The sequence below is a fragment of the Streptomyces sp. B93 genome (genome assembly GCF_018070565.1).
Classification (GTDB): Bacteria; Actinomycetota; Actinomycetes; order Streptomycetales; family Streptomycetaceae; genus Streptomyces.
Genome location: NZ_JAGPXL010000006.1, coordinates 186886 through 200526 on the forward strand (window position 1 = coordinate 186886; position 13641 = coordinate 200526).

The window sequence follows — 13641 nt, forward strand, 5'->3', positions numbered from 1 at the left end:
CCGCAACGGCCCGGGTGATGGCCGCTGGTGGCCACTTCGAGGCGGGGGAACCTGTCCCGCCCTGCGTGTCAGCTCTGGAGAACAGCCCCCGGGATCATCCCTTCCTCACGGGAGGTCAACCCGGTGTCTGCCACCTGGTGCGCGCCGCCCTGCTGGCGTCAGAGCAGTGACGATGACGCGCCCGATTCTCCCGGCTCGGGACCGGTGCTCCGTGGCAACGGCGTACCGGTGAAGCCGTGTCCCCGCGATCCGTGGGAGGTCGGTTGTGAGCCGACGACATACCAAGGCGCCGCCGCGACGGACTGGCCGCGCGGTGCCTGACTTGTAAGCCCGGTCCACTTCGGCCCGCAGCATTCGGTGCTGCGGTCGGCTGCCTCTCCCGCCCGTCCGCCCCGCCGTGAGGCGAGGGCGTACGGGCGGGAGCGCGGGGAGCCGGAAAACGCCGCTGCTTCAACTGAGCAGATCAGGAGTTGGCATGACCTGCATCGAGACCTTCGAGACCATCCGCTACACCGCTGACGTTGTTGTGACCACGACTGACGGGTACGTGTTGCTGGTCGAACGCGGCTGGGACCCGTTCAAGGGCCGGTGGGCGCTGCCCGGTGGTCACGTCGACCCCGGCGAGACCAGCCGCGTCGCCGCCGCGCGTGAACTCGCCGAAGAGGCCGGTGTGCACGCCGCGCCGGAAGAGCTGCGCCAGGTCGGCACGTTCGACCAGCCCGACCGTGACCCGCGTGGCCGGTACGTCACCGTCGCCTACCACCTCACCGTCATCCCCGGAACGATCGTCGAGGCCGGTGACGACGCGACGCGCGCCGAATGGTGGCCCCTGAGTGACCTGCCGCCGCTCGCGTTCGACCACGCCGAGATTCTCGCTGCGGCCACGGGAACCACCTGACCAGCCCCTTCCGCCCCGATGGTCGCAACGCCGGGTTCGACTCCCGGCGGGGGCACTCCGGCCGCGCTCTGGCGGCCGTGCCGCGCCGACGCGCGGCTGCTTACCTCCAACCGCGCGCACCCCCGGAGGGGCTACTCCGGGGGTGCTGTTCGGGCCGTTTCACCTGCTAGGGAGACCACGACCCATGAACCCCATCGTCACACTTCAGGACGCTGTTACCGAGTTCGCTCCGGGGACGGAGCCGACGACTGCGGAGCTGGACGCGATCGAGCAGGAGATGCCCGTCATCCTGGCGGACGTCGACCTGTTGGACGCGCAGATCATCACCCTCGACCGCACCCCGACCGAGCTGGACGCCCGCCGCATCCGCCGGGCCCGGCGCCGGGTGCTCGCTGAGCGGCGGGCGCTGGCCAACCGCCGCCGGGGCGTGAGCCTGCCGGGCGGTGCGGCATGAGCAACCAGACCCCGACCCCCAAGGGCTTTGCCCTGGTCCTCATCCTCACCGGCATCGCCGCCGCGCTCGCCGGTTCGCTGGCGACGCTGGCGACCGGTCACCGCCCGCTCATGGCGGTCGCTGCGGTCGGCTTCGCCCTCCAGTTCGCCGGGTGGGTGGCCCACGGCCGCCGGAACAGGGGTGTGGCATGAGCGCCAAGACCGTTCTGCCCGCCGTCGCGATGACGGCCGTGTCCATGGTCCTCACCCTCGCCGTGGTCGTGATGTGGCTCGGCGCGGCGGTGCCGTGGCCGGTCGCCGTGGTCGTCGGTCTGGGTATCGACGGGGGATGGCTGGCCACCCTCGCCTATGAGCGCCGTCTGGCCGCGCAGGGCGACCACTCCCGCACCGTGACGGCCGTGGGCTGGCTGTTCGGCCTGCTCGCCACCGCCGTCCTGGTCGTACACGCCCTCACCGCCGACCACGCGGTCGGCGCGTGGCTGGCCGTGGCCTGGCTGCCGGTCGCGGCCAAGGCCTTGTGGCTGGTGCACGGCCTGTGGGAGCGCACCGCGCTCACCCCGACCGCCCTCGGAGCGATCCGGGGTATCCAGCAGGAAGCCCGCGACGAGGCGGCCGTAGCGCGGGCCCGGTTGCGGGCGGAAGCCGCCACCGAAGAGACCCGGCTGACGGCCGTGACCGAAGCAGGGGCGCGCGTCGCACGGGTGCAGGCGAAGACCGCGCAGACCCTCGCCGGGGCGTGGTCGACGCTGGAGACCGCCCGGATTGGTGAGGACACCGGACGGGCGCTGACCTGCGTGACGGGCCGCGTCACACCCCACGACACACCCCGCTGGGAGCTGCCTGTGTGGGGTCTGATGGAGCCGCTGGCGGGGCGTTCGCTGGAGGCTGGTCCGGCGCTCACCGATGACGCCCTGGACGTCGTGGTGGACGAGATCCGCCGGAGCGAAGACCCCGCCTTGTCCTACCGCGAGATGGCCGCCCGTTTCCGTGCCGCCGGTCACTCTGCGTCTGAGGTGCGGTTGCGGGCCGCGTGGAAGCGCGTCGTCTGATGGGGGCGCTGCCGGTGTTCCGGTGGCGCCTGGCCCCGGACGGCTACGCCACCCGCCGCCAACTCCGCGCGGCGGGTCTGCGCCCTGGTGGCCAGCAGGTGGCCGCGCAGCTTGAACGCCCCCGGCGCCGCCGCCCGCCGCTGGTCGCGCACCTGTACCGCGTCGACATGGCCAAGCCCGTCCGCCCGATGACGGATGCGCGGTGGGCGGCTCTGGCCAAGGCCAACGCTGCCCGCCGCCGCTGCCCCGAGTGCGGACGCGACGCGGGCTACGTCATCCCCACCTCGCTCGGCATGTGCGTGCCCTGCGCCTACCCCAACCCGCCCGTAGCCGAAGGGACTGCCTGATGGGCAACTCCGACATCCGCCGCCTTGACCGGGAGATCCGGCAGACGGTGAAGAAGCTGGAAGCCGTCCGCCGGGGCGAGTGGTGGCCGCTCAACGGCCACGAGCGCCGCGCGATGGCCCGCGCCCTGGCGGGCGGCTCGTACCGCGTCGCCCGGGGCCGCAGTTCCGGGCGGGCGGAACAGCAGATGGACACCACCGGCAGTGCCGCTGAGATGCGGCTGAACGCGGAACTGACCGCGCTGCACGGCGAGCGTCAGCGGCTCATCACCGAAGCCGCCCGCGACAAGGCCAAGCGCAAGTCCTCCGGCTGGTGGTGACCAGCCTCTCAACCGGGGTGGCCGCCCCTGCCATGGACACGGCCACCCCGTCTCTCCCTCAACTCCCGCCCCCAGCTCAGGGGGCAGTCAGGAGATCTCCCAGCATGTCTGAGAACGTCGTCCACCTCCACAAGCCCACCGACCTGCCTGCCGAGGACGCCGTGACCCGGCTGACCGTGGTCCCCGACCCCGCCCCGGACGCTCCGGCCGTGCCGGTGCCGTTGTGGGTGCGCTCCGGGCGCGCCGTCAAGGGTGCCGTCACGCACGAGCGCACCCGCGCCACCGTCCGCGCGGCTGTCCGGCACGGGATGTACACGTTCAACGGCGGGCGGATCGTCGCGCGCCGCACCTGGGACGGGCGTACCGGGGCCCGCTATGAGCGGATGATCCGGGCGGCGGAAGCCGCGGGAAACCTGGAAGCCGCCGAAGAGTGGGAGGAACGCCTTCAGCGCTTCCGCACCGCCCGCCATCACCGCCGTATGGACCTGCTGCACTCGCCCGTGGAAGCCGCCAAGGGCGCCGCCGTGGGCACCGGCATGGGCATCGGCACCCTGATCGCCCTCGGGGTCGTCATGGCCATCAACACCGGCAACCCCATCGATGTGCTGACCCCGCTGGAAGCCACCATCGACTTCATCAGCCTGCTCATCCGGATCGTGCAGGTGGTGTGGGGTCCGGCGCTCACGATCGGCCCGTTCCTCGCCCTGCTCGCCCTGTGGGCCGTCGGACGCAACCAGCAGGCCGCACCCCAATGGGCTCTGCCCGCCAACGCCCGCAGCGCCGAGGGTGAGCCGATCACCCCGTCCATCGTCGTCAAGGCCCTGGGGCACCTGGGGTTGCCTGCCCTGCGCAAGGCCATCAAGGACATGGACGACGGGGGCGCCGCCATGCTGTCCCCGATCGTGATCGCCGGATGCGGTGTGGAAGTCGACGTGCTGCTGCCTCTGGAGGTGTCTACCGTCGAGATCCAGCAGCGGCGCCGCAAGCTCGCGGAGAACCTGTCCCGGCACGAGCACGAGGTGTTCATCACCATCCCCGAGGCCGCGCGGACCGTCAGGTTGTGGATCGCGGACTCGGGTGCGCTGGATGAGCCGATCGGTCCGTCCCCGCTGGTCACCGACGACACCCTGACCGCGAACTACAGGACCGGCCGCGCGCCGTGGGGCCGGAACCTGCGCGGGGACGCAGCGGAGCTGAGCCTGTATCAACGCCATGTGCTCGTCACGGGCCGCTCCAACCAGGGCAAGACCGCTTCCCTGCGTTCGCTGGCGCTGTGGCTGGCGCTGGACCGGTCGGTTCAGTTCTGGATGGCTGACCTCAAGGGCGTCGGTGACTGGGCCATGTTCGACGGCATTGCCGAAGTCCTCATCCAGGGTCCCTCGGATGACCACGTCATCCAGGCGACCGAGATGGTGGAGGACGCGGTGCGGGAGATGAACCGACGCATCGAGGTACGCCGCACCGACCCGGCCGCGACGTTCCCGCCGCTCATCGTCATCGTGGACGAAGCGCAGGTGGCGTTCATGTGCCCGGTCGTCGGTAAGGACAAGCGCCCCTACGGCGGTTCGAAGGCCACCTCCCGGTACTTCATGGCGGTCCGTAAGATCCACAACCAGGGGCGGGCGGTGGACGTGCTGATGTGGCAGGGCACCCAAGACCCCACCGACCAGAACCTGCCCAAGCTGGTCCGCGAGGGCGCCCACACCCGCGCCTCCCTCGTGGTGGGCACCGAGTCGCAGTCCCGCATGGCGCTCGGGGACAAGGCGGTCGATGACGGGGCCGCGCCGCACCTGCTGCGCCAGGGGCTGGACAAGGGGACCCTGGTCGTCGCCTCGGACGGCATCGAGATGCCCAAGGGCCAGTCCTCCATCACCGTGCGCACCCACTTCATCGACGACGAACCCGCCGCCGAGATCGCGGAGCGGGCGAAGATGCTGCGCGACGGGGTGACCACGCTGCGGACTGTCGAGCGGGGTGAGGAGCGCGACCCGCTCGCGGACATCGCCGCCGCCCTCGGCGACAGCACCCGCCTGCCCACCACCGACGTCCTCAAGCGGCTCGCCGCGCTGAACGAGGACGCCTACGGCGGGTGGACGAACGGCGACCTGAAGCGGGTGCTGGAAGCCCACGGCGAGGAACCGAAGAAGTCCCACGGCCGCATGGTCGTCCACCGCGAACACGTCCTCCGTGCGCTCGCCACCCGCGACACGGACGGTTCCGCTTCCGCCGCCGAGTAGCGGGGAGGCACACCCGCCCGGGGTGGGGAGGCGGGGAGAACTCCCCAACCACCTCCCCACCCCGCATCCCCCACGCTGATCAGCGAAAACATCAACTCGGGGAGGCGGGGAGGCACCCCAGCTCAGGGCCCTGAAACCCCCTGAACACGCCACCCGGCAGGGGGTGCCACCACCTCCCCCACCCATGCCCGGAAGGGATTCCGCATGTACCCCGACCACACCCACCAGCCGACCACCCAGCGGGCCGTGGAAGTCCACCAGCCCACCCCCATCACCCCCGCCGCCATCCACCCGGCGCCGGTCGTCCCCGTCCACCCGAGTGCCGTCCCGGCCGTCGCGAGCATCGTCCTGCCGGACGGCCGCGTCGTCACCGGCTACGCCATCAACCCCATGCAGCCCGCACCGGTCGCGGCCAAGCCGCCCGTCTCCCGCGCGGCCGTGAACGTCGCCCTCGGGGGCGTGGGCTTCCTCGCCGTGTGCGGCGGCCTGATCCTGCTCACCTCGTTCATCGCCGCGCTCACCGCGCTCATCGGCCAGCTCATCATCCTCGCCGCCGTGATCTTCGGCGGCTGGATCGCCGTGCAGGTGTTCAGCGCGAGCGGTCACAAGAGCGGCACGACGGTGAACATCCGCCGGGCCGTGATCAAGCGGAACAAGTTCTACGGCTGAGCCCCGAGGCTGTCATGGCGTTTCTCGACTGGCGGGACGCCCGCCACTTCGACGTCTCCCGCGACCTGCCGTGCGTGCTCTGCGGCAAACCCACCCCCATGCGCAGCCACGACCGCGAACCGGTCCACAAGGTGTGCGCTGAGGACTGGTGCGACCAGCACCCCAGCTCCAACCGCTTCCACGGCTGACAGGAGAACCCCGCGTGTTCGAAATCCGCGTCATCTGCGACCCGACCGACACCGACCGCATCACCGCCGCCCTGACGTCCGCGCTCACCACCGGCGACGCGCGCCGGTACCCGACCCGCGACGGCAAGCGCACCCGCCTCTACCTCACCGCCGACCACCGCCCCGCCCCGCAGGACTGGCCCACCCCCGAGCAGGCCTACGCCAACGCCCCCAGCATCAACAGCGAGATCGGATGGACGGCCCGCTACCTCGCCGACGCCGAGTGCTACACCGAACTCGACCGGCACTTCTACCTGCGCAAAGCCGCCCTACTCGACCGCATCGCCCTGCTCGACGAACCCGACGCCACGAGCAGCGACACCACCGAAACCGCCGAAGCGGCGGCCCTGATGCTGCTGGACACCGACCGGCCGCACCTCGCCCCCCACCTCGCCGAGCAGGCCGAGAGCAACCCGCGCGGCTACGTCCGCCACCAGTACGCCCACAACCAGGAACGGAGCTGACCACATGATGCGCCGCACCCTGTCCCGACTGCGCATCCAGCGCACCTACTGCCCGCGCCCGGCCCTGGTCCTCATCGACACCCCCCGCCCCGACTGCCCCGACTGCCAGGGCACGGGCGGCATCTCCTACGACTACGGCAACCCCGCGACCGGCGAGTACGAGGGCACCGACATCGACTTCTGCGACTGCTGGACCGCACGGCCCATCACCCTGCTGCCCCTGCCCCGCTGGCCGCACCGCACCCCCCGCCGCTACAGCGACGAACCCCCGTTCTAGCTACGCCAAGGGCGGCCCCCCATTCCGCCAAGAACCGGGGCCGCCCTTGCCAGCCAGTACCCGTCAAGGAACTGGAGACCTCCAGCATGACCCATGACCCCCGAACCGCGCTGCTACATGCGGCGCTGGAAGCCGCCGAACACGGCTGGCACGTCTTCCCCCTACGCCCCCGCAGCAAGCGCCCCGCCCTGCACGGCGAGAAGGCGTGCACCCGCACCGGGCCGTGCGCGCACGGGCACCTGAAGTGGGAACAGCGCGCCACCACCGACCCCGACCGCATCCGCGCCGCCTGGTCGCACGCGCCGTTCAACGTCGGTATCGCGACCGGCCCATCCGGTCTGCTGGTGGTCGACCTGGACACGCCAGAGCACAAGGGCAGTTGGGACGCACCTGACGGTGCGACAACCTTTGAAGCGCTCTGCGAGCGCGCCGGGCACGCCGTCCCCCACACCTACCGCGTGCGGACCACCAGCGGCGGAACCCACCTGTACTTCACCACCCCCGACGGGGTGCGGCTGGCCAGCACGGCGGGGACCGTCGCCGCATCCGTGGACACCCGGGCGTGGGGCGGGTACGTCGTCGGCGCGGGCAGCATCCTCCCCACCGGAACCTACGAGCCGCTGAGCGGCCCTGAGACGGCCGCTGTGCCCTCATGGCTGCTGAGCATCCTCCAACCCGCCCCCAAGCCCTCTCAGGTCCCCTCAACGGCCGCACTGGGGCAATCCCGCAGGTATGCGGACGTAGCACTCGCCAACGAGACCCGGAACGTCGCCACCGCCCAAGTCGGCGAGCGGGAAGCCACGTTGTTCCGCGCGGCGCGCGCCCTGGGTCGCTTCGTCGCGTGGGGCGACCTCCCCCGACACGTGGTTGAGCAGGCTCTTCAGGAGGGAGGCGAGACGGCCGGACTCACCGCCGCCGAATGCCGCTCCACCCTGCGCAGCGCCCTCAACTGGTCCATCACCCACAACCAGGGCCAGAGGAACGCGGCATGAGCGCCCCCACCCGCCCCCACCTGAAGAGCATCACCCCCACCCCCACCAGCCCGGACCCCGCCCAACCGGCCGCACCCCAGACGGCCGTGGGCGAGCCGAAAGGCGCCGCCCGCAAGGGCGTCCGAACTGCCCTTCGCCCTGACGGGCAGCAGGGCGACGGCCGCTACCCGGTGGCATGGCTGCACATCCGCGCCCCGCGCGGCGCGGTGCCCACCGCCACCTCCCGGTGCGAGTGCGGACGCGACCGCAGCGCGGTTGGTCGCCGCCGGGTGCTCGCCCTGATCGCCGACCACACCGCTCACCGCGACACCTGCCCGCTGCGCAGCCCCCAGGAAGGGAGGACCGCCGCATGACCGGCCCGGAAGCCCTGGAAGAACTGCCCGCACCGTCCAACCCGCTCGCCGTGGCCCGGCGCCTGCTTCCCGACTGGCAGACCAGCGACGGACGCCCGATCGTCCGGCGCTGGCGCGGCTCATGGATGCGCTGGACGGGAACGTGCTGGCGGGAGCTGGACGAAGCGCAGATGCGCGCCGCCCTGTACACCCGCCTGGAACACACCACCTACAGCGCCCCCGGCAAGGACGGACAGCCCGAACAGCGCGACTGGGCCCCCACCAAGCAGAAGATCAGCAACCTTCTGGATGCCCTCGGGGCCATCACCCTGCTGCCCACCGACACCGACGCCCCTGCCTGGATCAACCAGGGCGACGACACCGTGTCGGACGGGGGCCCGATCGTGGCGTGCGCGAACGGACTGCTGCGCATCCGCGACCGCGCCCTGCTCCCGCACACCCCCGAGTTCTTCAACCTCGTCTCCGTCCCTTTCCCCTACGACCCGGCAGCGACCGCGCCGACCTGGGAGCGGTTCCTGGCGCAGATCTGGCCCGACGCTCCGGACGCCATCACCGCGCTTCAGGAGTGGTTCGGCTACGTCCTTTCCGGCCGCACCGACCAGCAGAAGATCCTGCTCATGGTCGGCCCGTCCCGCTCCGGGAAAGGCACCATCGCCCGCGTGCTGAAAGAGCTGGTCGGCAAGGACAACCTTGCCGGGCCGACGCTGGCCGGACTGGGCACGAACTTCGGGCTGTCCACCCTGGTCGGCAAGCCCCTCGCGGTCATCTCCGATGCCCGGCTGTCCGGCAGCGACAACAACAGCCAAGTCGTCGAACGCCTGCTCACCATCTCCGGTGAGGACACCATCGACATCGACCGCAAGTACCGCCAGCCCTGGACGGGCAAGCTGCCCACCCGGCTGATGATCCTGTCCAACGAGCTGCCCTACTTCGGCGACTCCTCCGGCGTCATCGCCCGCCGCTTCATCGTCCTCAACATGACCGTCTCGTGGCTGGGCAAGGAAGACCCCACCCTCACCGAACGGCTCACCGCCGAGATGCCCGGCATCATCAACTGGGCCCTTAACGGACTCGCCCGCCTGCAAGCCACCGGCCGGATCACCGAACCGGTCTCCAGCCGTGAAGCGGTCACCACCATGCAGGACACCGCATCTCCCACGTCCGCGTTCATCCGCGAGCGCTGCACCACCGGACCCACATGCAGCGTCCCCGTCAACACCCTGTGGGCCGTCTGGCGCGAGTGGGCCGAAGACAACGGCGTGAAGGCGGTCGGCACCAAGCAGATGTTCGGCCGCAACCTGCTCTCCGTCGTCCCCCAGCTCAGCCGCACCCGCCCCCGGGACACCTACGGCCGACAGGTCGCCACCTACAACGGGATCACCCTCAACCAGTCCGCACCACATCTGCCTGAGTCGTGACTCATCGCGACTCAACACCCCTCCGAGACGCGCTGAGTCGCGATGAGTCACGACTCAGCGCAATGTATTTCCCACTTGTGGAGGACGCCATGAGCGCGACCGCCCCACCGCCCCCGGCCGACCCCCGCGCGACCCTCCGGGGCGGCCTCCCGGACCGGTACCTCACCCCCGACGACATCGCCGAGATGTTCGAGGTGCCCAAGGAAACCGTCTACCAGTGGCGTAGGAACCGCACCGGCCCTCCCGGCTTCCGCGTTGGCAAGCACGTCCGCTACGACCCCGCCGACGTGCGCGCCTACGTCACCGGCCGGAAGAGCGCCGAGCAGGGCGCCGCGTAGCGCGGTTCCTTGCTGCACCACCCAATCCCTCGGGGAGGGTCACCCTGTGGCCCTCCCCGTCCCATGCCCAGAGGGGACAAGCCTGACCATGGCAGGAAGCATTCAGGACCGTTGGTTCAAGACCGAGACCAACCCTGACGGAAAGACCGTCCGAGTCAAGACCGACCGCTACGGCACGGGGATGCGGTACCGGGTGCGCTACTTCACCCCCGAGGGGAAGCGGAAGGGGAAGTCGTTCCCGGACGGACAGAAGCGCCTTGCCGAGCAGTGGCTGAGCAGCATCACGGCGGATGTGGCGCGCGGCGACTTCATCGACCCGAACGCGTCCCGTACGACCTTTCAGGAGTTCGCCGAGAAGTGGCTTGCCAGCCAGAGCGGCGACCCCAACACCCGAGCCTCGATGGACTCTCAGCTCAGGCGGCACGCGTTCCCGCGCATCGGCTCCCATCGGCTCGGGTCGTTCCAGCCGAGCCACATCCGCGAGTTCGTGACGCAGCTCGAAGCGTCCGGCATGTCCGGCGCGTACGCCCGCGTGATCTTCTCCAACGTCCGCGCCGTGCTCTCCGCAGCCGTCGAAGACGGGTACCTGCGACGGAACCCCTGCAACTCACGCACGGTGACGCTCCCGGAGATGGGCACGCGTCGCGTAGTCCCCTGGCCCCCGGAACGCGTCTTCGCGATGCGGGCCGCCATGGTGGAGCGCTTCCGGACCATGGTCGACGTCGGTGCCGGGTGTGGCCTACGACAGGGGGAGATCATCGGCCTGTCTGTCGATGACGTCGACTTCGAGGGCGGCACTCTGCACGTGGTGCAGCAACTGAAGCTGAGCCTGAGCAAGCCTGTGTTCGCGCCTCCCAAGGGTGGGAAGCTCCGTGATGTCCCCTTGCCGGACCCCGTGGCGGACGCGCTGAGGGCGCACATCGAGCGCTTCCCGCCCGTCAAGGTCACCCTGCCGTGGATGCGCGCGAACGGACAGCCGGTGACCAAGCGGCTCATCTTCAGCGGGCCCAACGGTGGGCACGTCTGGCGTACGTCGCTGAATGAGGACCACTGGAAGCCCGCGCTGGCCAAGGTGGGCGTGATCCCGCAAGCCAAGAGCCGCGAGCACGCCGCCGCCCGCGAGCACGGTATGCACGCGCTCAGGCACTTCTACGCGTCCGTTCTGCTGGACTCCGGGGAGAGCATCAAGGCCCTTGCCGAGTACCTCGGTCACTCCGACCCGGGTCTGACCCTGAAGGTGTACGCGCACCTCATGCCGAGCAGTCGGGACCGCGCCCGGAAGGCTCTTGGGCGGGCCCTCCGACCGCAGGAACCGGAGGGCTGAGGTCCCAGAGTGGTCCCAGGACACGAAAATGCCTCCCGCCCGCGCCGTATGCGCAGGTGGAAGGCATGATCACAAACTCTACTTCTTCTTGCCCTGGTTCTTGACCGCCTCGATCGCCGCCGCGGCCGCCTCCGGGTCGAGGTACGTGCCGCCCGGGTTGAGGGGCTTGAAGTTGGGGTCGAGGTCGTAGGCGAGGGGGATGCCCGTGGGGATGTTCAGGCCCGCGATGTCGGCGTCGGAGATGCCGTCGAGGTGCTTCACCAGGGCGCGGAGGCTGTTGCCGTGGGCGGCGACGAGGACGACGCGGCCGGTGAGGAGGTCCGGGACGATGGCGTCGAACCAGTAGGGGAGCATGCGGACGACGACGTCCTTGAGGCACTCCGTGCGGGGGCGCAGCTCCGGCGGGAGGGTGGCGTAGCGCGGGTCGGAGAACTGGGAGTACTCGGCGTCGACGTCGAGCGGCGGCGGCGGGGTGTCGTAGGAGCGGCGCCACAGCATGAACTGCTCCTCGCCGAACTCGGCGAGGGTCTGGGCCTTGTCCTTGCCCTGGAGGGCGCCGTAGTGGCGCTCGTTGAGGCGCCAGGAGCGGTGGACGGGGATCCAGTGGCGGTCGGCGGCCTCCAGCGCGAGCTGCGCGGTGCGGATGGCGCGCTTCTGGAGGGACGTGTGGACCACGTCGGGGAGGAGGTCGGCGTCCTTCAGGAGTTCGCCGCCGCGGACTGCCTCCTTCTCGCCCTTCTCGTTGAGGTTGACGTCCACCCAGCCGGTGAACAGGTTCTTCGCGTTCCATTCGCTCTCGCCGTGGCGGAGGAGGATCAGCTTGTACGGTGCGTCGGCCATGGGCCCGAGCGTAATCGACGGGGGTGATCGCTCGCGCGGGTGACCGGGGGCCGGACAACGCGGGGCGGCCGCGTGGGGCCGGCGGTAATGGGTAGCTTGGCCCGGCTCGTGAATCGTAAGGTGTGCTTACCGCCTGTGCCGCTTACACTCGCTTACACCGTGGGGAACCCCGAATGTCGCCTGCCTCCCTCAGACGTGCCCTGTCCGAGACCGTTTCCGGGCTCCCCCGCGAGTTCTGGTGGCTGTGGACGAGCACCCTCGTCAACCGGCTCGGCGCGTTCGTGGCGACGTTCATGGCGCTGTACCTGACCCTCGACCGCGGGTACTCCGCCTCGTACGCCGGTCTGGTCGCCGCGTTGCACGGGCTGGGCGGGGTGGTGGCGTCGCTGGGGGCGGGGGTGCTGGCCGACCGGCTCGGGCGGCGGCCGACGCTGCTGGTCTCGCAGACGTCGACCGCCGGGGCCGTGGCGCTGCTCGGGTTCATGGAGCATCCCGTCGCCATCGCCGGGGTCGCCTTCCTCGTCGGCGCGGCCTCCAGTGCCTCGCGGCCCGCCGTGCAGGCGATGATGGCCGACATCGTCCGGCCCGAGGACCGGGTGCGGGCGTTCTCGCTCAACTACTGGGCGATCAACCTCGGTTTCGCGGTGTCCGCCACGGCCGCCGGTTTCATCGCGGAGAGCAGCTATCTCGCCGGGTTCCTGATCGAGGCCGCGATGACGCTGGTGTGCGCGGTGCTGGTCTTCCTCAAGCTGCCCGAGTCGCGGCCGGAGCAGTCCGCGAAGGCGGCGGACGAGGTACCCGTGGGGCTGGGGACCGTACTGCGCGACGGGCGGTTCATGGGCGTCGTGGGGCTGTCCTTCCTCATCGCGCTGATCTTCCAGCAGGGGTCGGTGGCGCTGCCGGTGGCCATGGGGCAGGCCGGGTTCTCGCCCGCGGACTACGGGCTGGCGATCGCCGTCAACGGGGTGCTGATCGTCGCGCTCCAGATCCCCGTCACCCGGTTCATCGAGCACCGGGACCCGCGGCGGCTGCTCGTCGTCTCGTCGCTGCTCGCGGGGTACGGGTTCGCCCTCACCGCGTTCGCCGGTTCGGTGGCGCTGATCGCGCTCACGGTGTGCGTGTGGACCCTCGCCGAGATCGTCAACGCGCCGACGCAGACCGGTCTCGTCGTACGGCTCTCCCCGGTGCACGGGCGGGGCCGCTACCAGGGCATGTACACGATGTCGTGGTCGGTGGCCGCGCTGGTCGCGCCGCTGCTGTCCGGGTTCGTCATCGACCGGTACGGCGCGGAGTGGCTGTGGGGGCTGTCCGCGGTCATCGGGACCCTCGCCGGGGTCGGGTACGCGACGCTGATGCGGCGGCTTCCGGAGCCGGAGGCGGAGACCGTCGCCGTCGAGCGGACGGCCGTCCCCGCCGCCGAGACCAGCACCGCCTGAGA

General features: G+C 70.8%; 18 protein-coding genes. 17 read left to right on the plus strand and 1 reads right to left on the minus strand.

What is annotated here, in order from left to right; genetic code table 11:
• Positions 1 to 475 precede the first annotated feature (475 nt).
• From KBY47_RS08480 to KBY47_RS08555, 16 genes are all read left to right on the plus strand, one after another.
• Complete coding sequence (locus KBY47_RS08480) at positions 476 to 898, plus strand: NUDIX hydrolase (RefSeq protein ID WP_210920349.1); 423 nt, start codon at positions 476 to 478, stop codon at positions 896 to 898.
• Between the two features lie 184 nt (positions 899 to 1082).
• Positions 1083 to 1352, plus strand: a complete 270-nt coding sequence (locus KBY47_RS08485) for a DUF6284 family protein (protein WP_210920350.1) — start codon at positions 1083 to 1085, stop codon at positions 1350 to 1352.
• A complete protein-coding gene (locus KBY47_RS08490; RefSeq protein WP_210920351.1) occupies positions 1349 to 1543 on the plus strand; it encodes a hypothetical protein in 195 nt (64 codons plus the stop codon). Before KBY47_RS08485 ends, KBY47_RS08490 begins: the two co-directional genes overlap by 4 nt.
• Entirely contained in the window at positions 1540 to 2400 is an 861-nt protein-coding gene (locus tag KBY47_RS08495) for a protein spdB (RefSeq protein WP_210920352.1), read from the plus strand. Before KBY47_RS08490 ends, KBY47_RS08495 begins: the two co-directional genes overlap by 4 nt.
• A complete protein-coding gene (locus tag KBY47_RS08500) occupies positions 2400 to 2747 on the plus strand; it encodes an RRQRL motif-containing zinc-binding protein (RefSeq protein ID WP_210920429.1) in 348 nt (115 codons plus the stop codon). Before KBY47_RS08495 ends, KBY47_RS08500 begins: the two co-directional genes overlap by 1 nt.
• The gene (locus KBY47_RS08505; RefSeq protein WP_210920353.1) at positions 2747 to 3064 is read left to right on the plus strand and encodes a hypothetical protein; all 318 of its coding nucleotides are present in this window, start codon (positions 2747 to 2749) and stop codon (positions 3062 to 3064) included. Before KBY47_RS08500 ends, KBY47_RS08505 begins: the two co-directional genes overlap by 1 nt.
• A gap of 104 nt (positions 3065 to 3168) precedes the next feature.
• The gene (locus KBY47_RS08510) at positions 3169 to 5301 is read left to right on the plus strand and encodes an FtsK/SpoIIIE domain-containing protein (RefSeq protein WP_210920354.1); all 2133 of its coding nucleotides are present in this window, start codon (positions 3169 to 3171) and stop codon (positions 5299 to 5301) included.
• Between the two features lie 204 nt (positions 5302 to 5505).
• Positions 5506 to 5970, plus strand: coding sequence for a hypothetical protein (locus KBY47_RS08515; protein ID WP_210920355.1), 465 nt, complete (start codon positions 5506 to 5508; stop codon positions 5968 to 5970).
• Positions 5971 to 5984: 14 nt separating this feature from the next.
• Positions 5985 to 6158, plus strand: coding sequence for a hypothetical protein (locus tag KBY47_RS08520; protein WP_210920356.1), 174 nt, complete (start codon positions 5985 to 5987; stop codon positions 6156 to 6158).
• A 14-nt stretch (positions 6159 to 6172) separates the two neighbouring features.
• Positions 6173 to 6661: a hypothetical protein gene (locus tag KBY47_RS08525; RefSeq protein ID WP_210920357.1), complete on the plus strand. Its 489-nt coding sequence runs from the start codon at positions 6173 to 6175 to the stop codon at positions 6659 to 6661.
• A 4-nt stretch (positions 6662 to 6665) separates the two neighbouring features.
• A complete protein-coding gene (locus KBY47_RS08530; RefSeq protein ID WP_308405084.1) occupies positions 6666 to 6938 on the plus strand; it encodes a hypothetical protein in 273 nt (90 codons plus the stop codon).
• An 86-nt stretch (positions 6939 to 7024) separates the two neighbouring features.
• Positions 7025 to 7930 (plus strand): bifunctional DNA primase/polymerase, encoded by a 906-nt coding sequence (locus tag KBY47_RS08535; protein ID WP_210920358.1) that lies wholly within the window; start codon positions 7025 to 7027, stop codon positions 7928 to 7930.
• Positions 7927 to 8283 (plus strand): hypothetical protein, encoded by a 357-nt coding sequence (locus KBY47_RS36365; RefSeq protein WP_247694388.1) that lies wholly within the window; start codon positions 7927 to 7929, stop codon positions 8281 to 8283. The genes KBY47_RS08535 and KBY47_RS36365 overlap by 4 nt, the downstream gene beginning before the upstream one ends.
• Positions 8280 to 9701, plus strand: coding sequence for a phage/plasmid primase, P4 family (locus KBY47_RS08545; protein ID WP_210920359.1), 1422 nt, complete (start codon positions 8280 to 8282; stop codon positions 9699 to 9701). The genes KBY47_RS36365 and KBY47_RS08545 overlap by 4 nt, the downstream gene beginning before the upstream one ends.
• 89 nt (positions 9702 to 9790) lie before the next feature.
• Positions 9791 to 10039, plus strand: coding sequence for a helix-turn-helix domain-containing protein (locus KBY47_RS08550; protein ID WP_210920360.1), 249 nt, complete (start codon positions 9791 to 9793; stop codon positions 10037 to 10039).
• Between the two features lie 88 nt (positions 10040 to 10127).
• Entirely contained in the window at positions 10128 to 11363 is a 1236-nt protein-coding gene (locus tag KBY47_RS08555) for a site-specific integrase (RefSeq protein WP_210920432.1), read from the plus strand.
• Between the two features lie 78 nt (positions 11364 to 11441).
• Here KBY47_RS08555 and KBY47_RS08560 read toward each other — a convergent pair whose 3' ends face one another.
• Positions 11442 to 12203: a phosphoglyceromutase gene (locus KBY47_RS08560; RefSeq protein ID WP_210920361.1), complete on the minus strand. Its 762-nt coding sequence runs from the start codon at positions 12201 to 12203 to the stop codon at positions 11442 to 11444.
• A 173-nt stretch (positions 12204 to 12376) separates the two neighbouring features.
• Between KBY47_RS08560 and KBY47_RS08565 the strand changes: the two genes are divergently transcribed.
• The gene (locus tag KBY47_RS08565; protein ID WP_210920362.1) at positions 12377 to 13639 is read left to right on the plus strand and encodes an MFS transporter; all 1263 of its coding nucleotides are present in this window, start codon (positions 12377 to 12379) and stop codon (positions 13637 to 13639) included.
• The last annotated feature ends 2 nt before the right edge of the window (positions 13640 to 13641 follow it).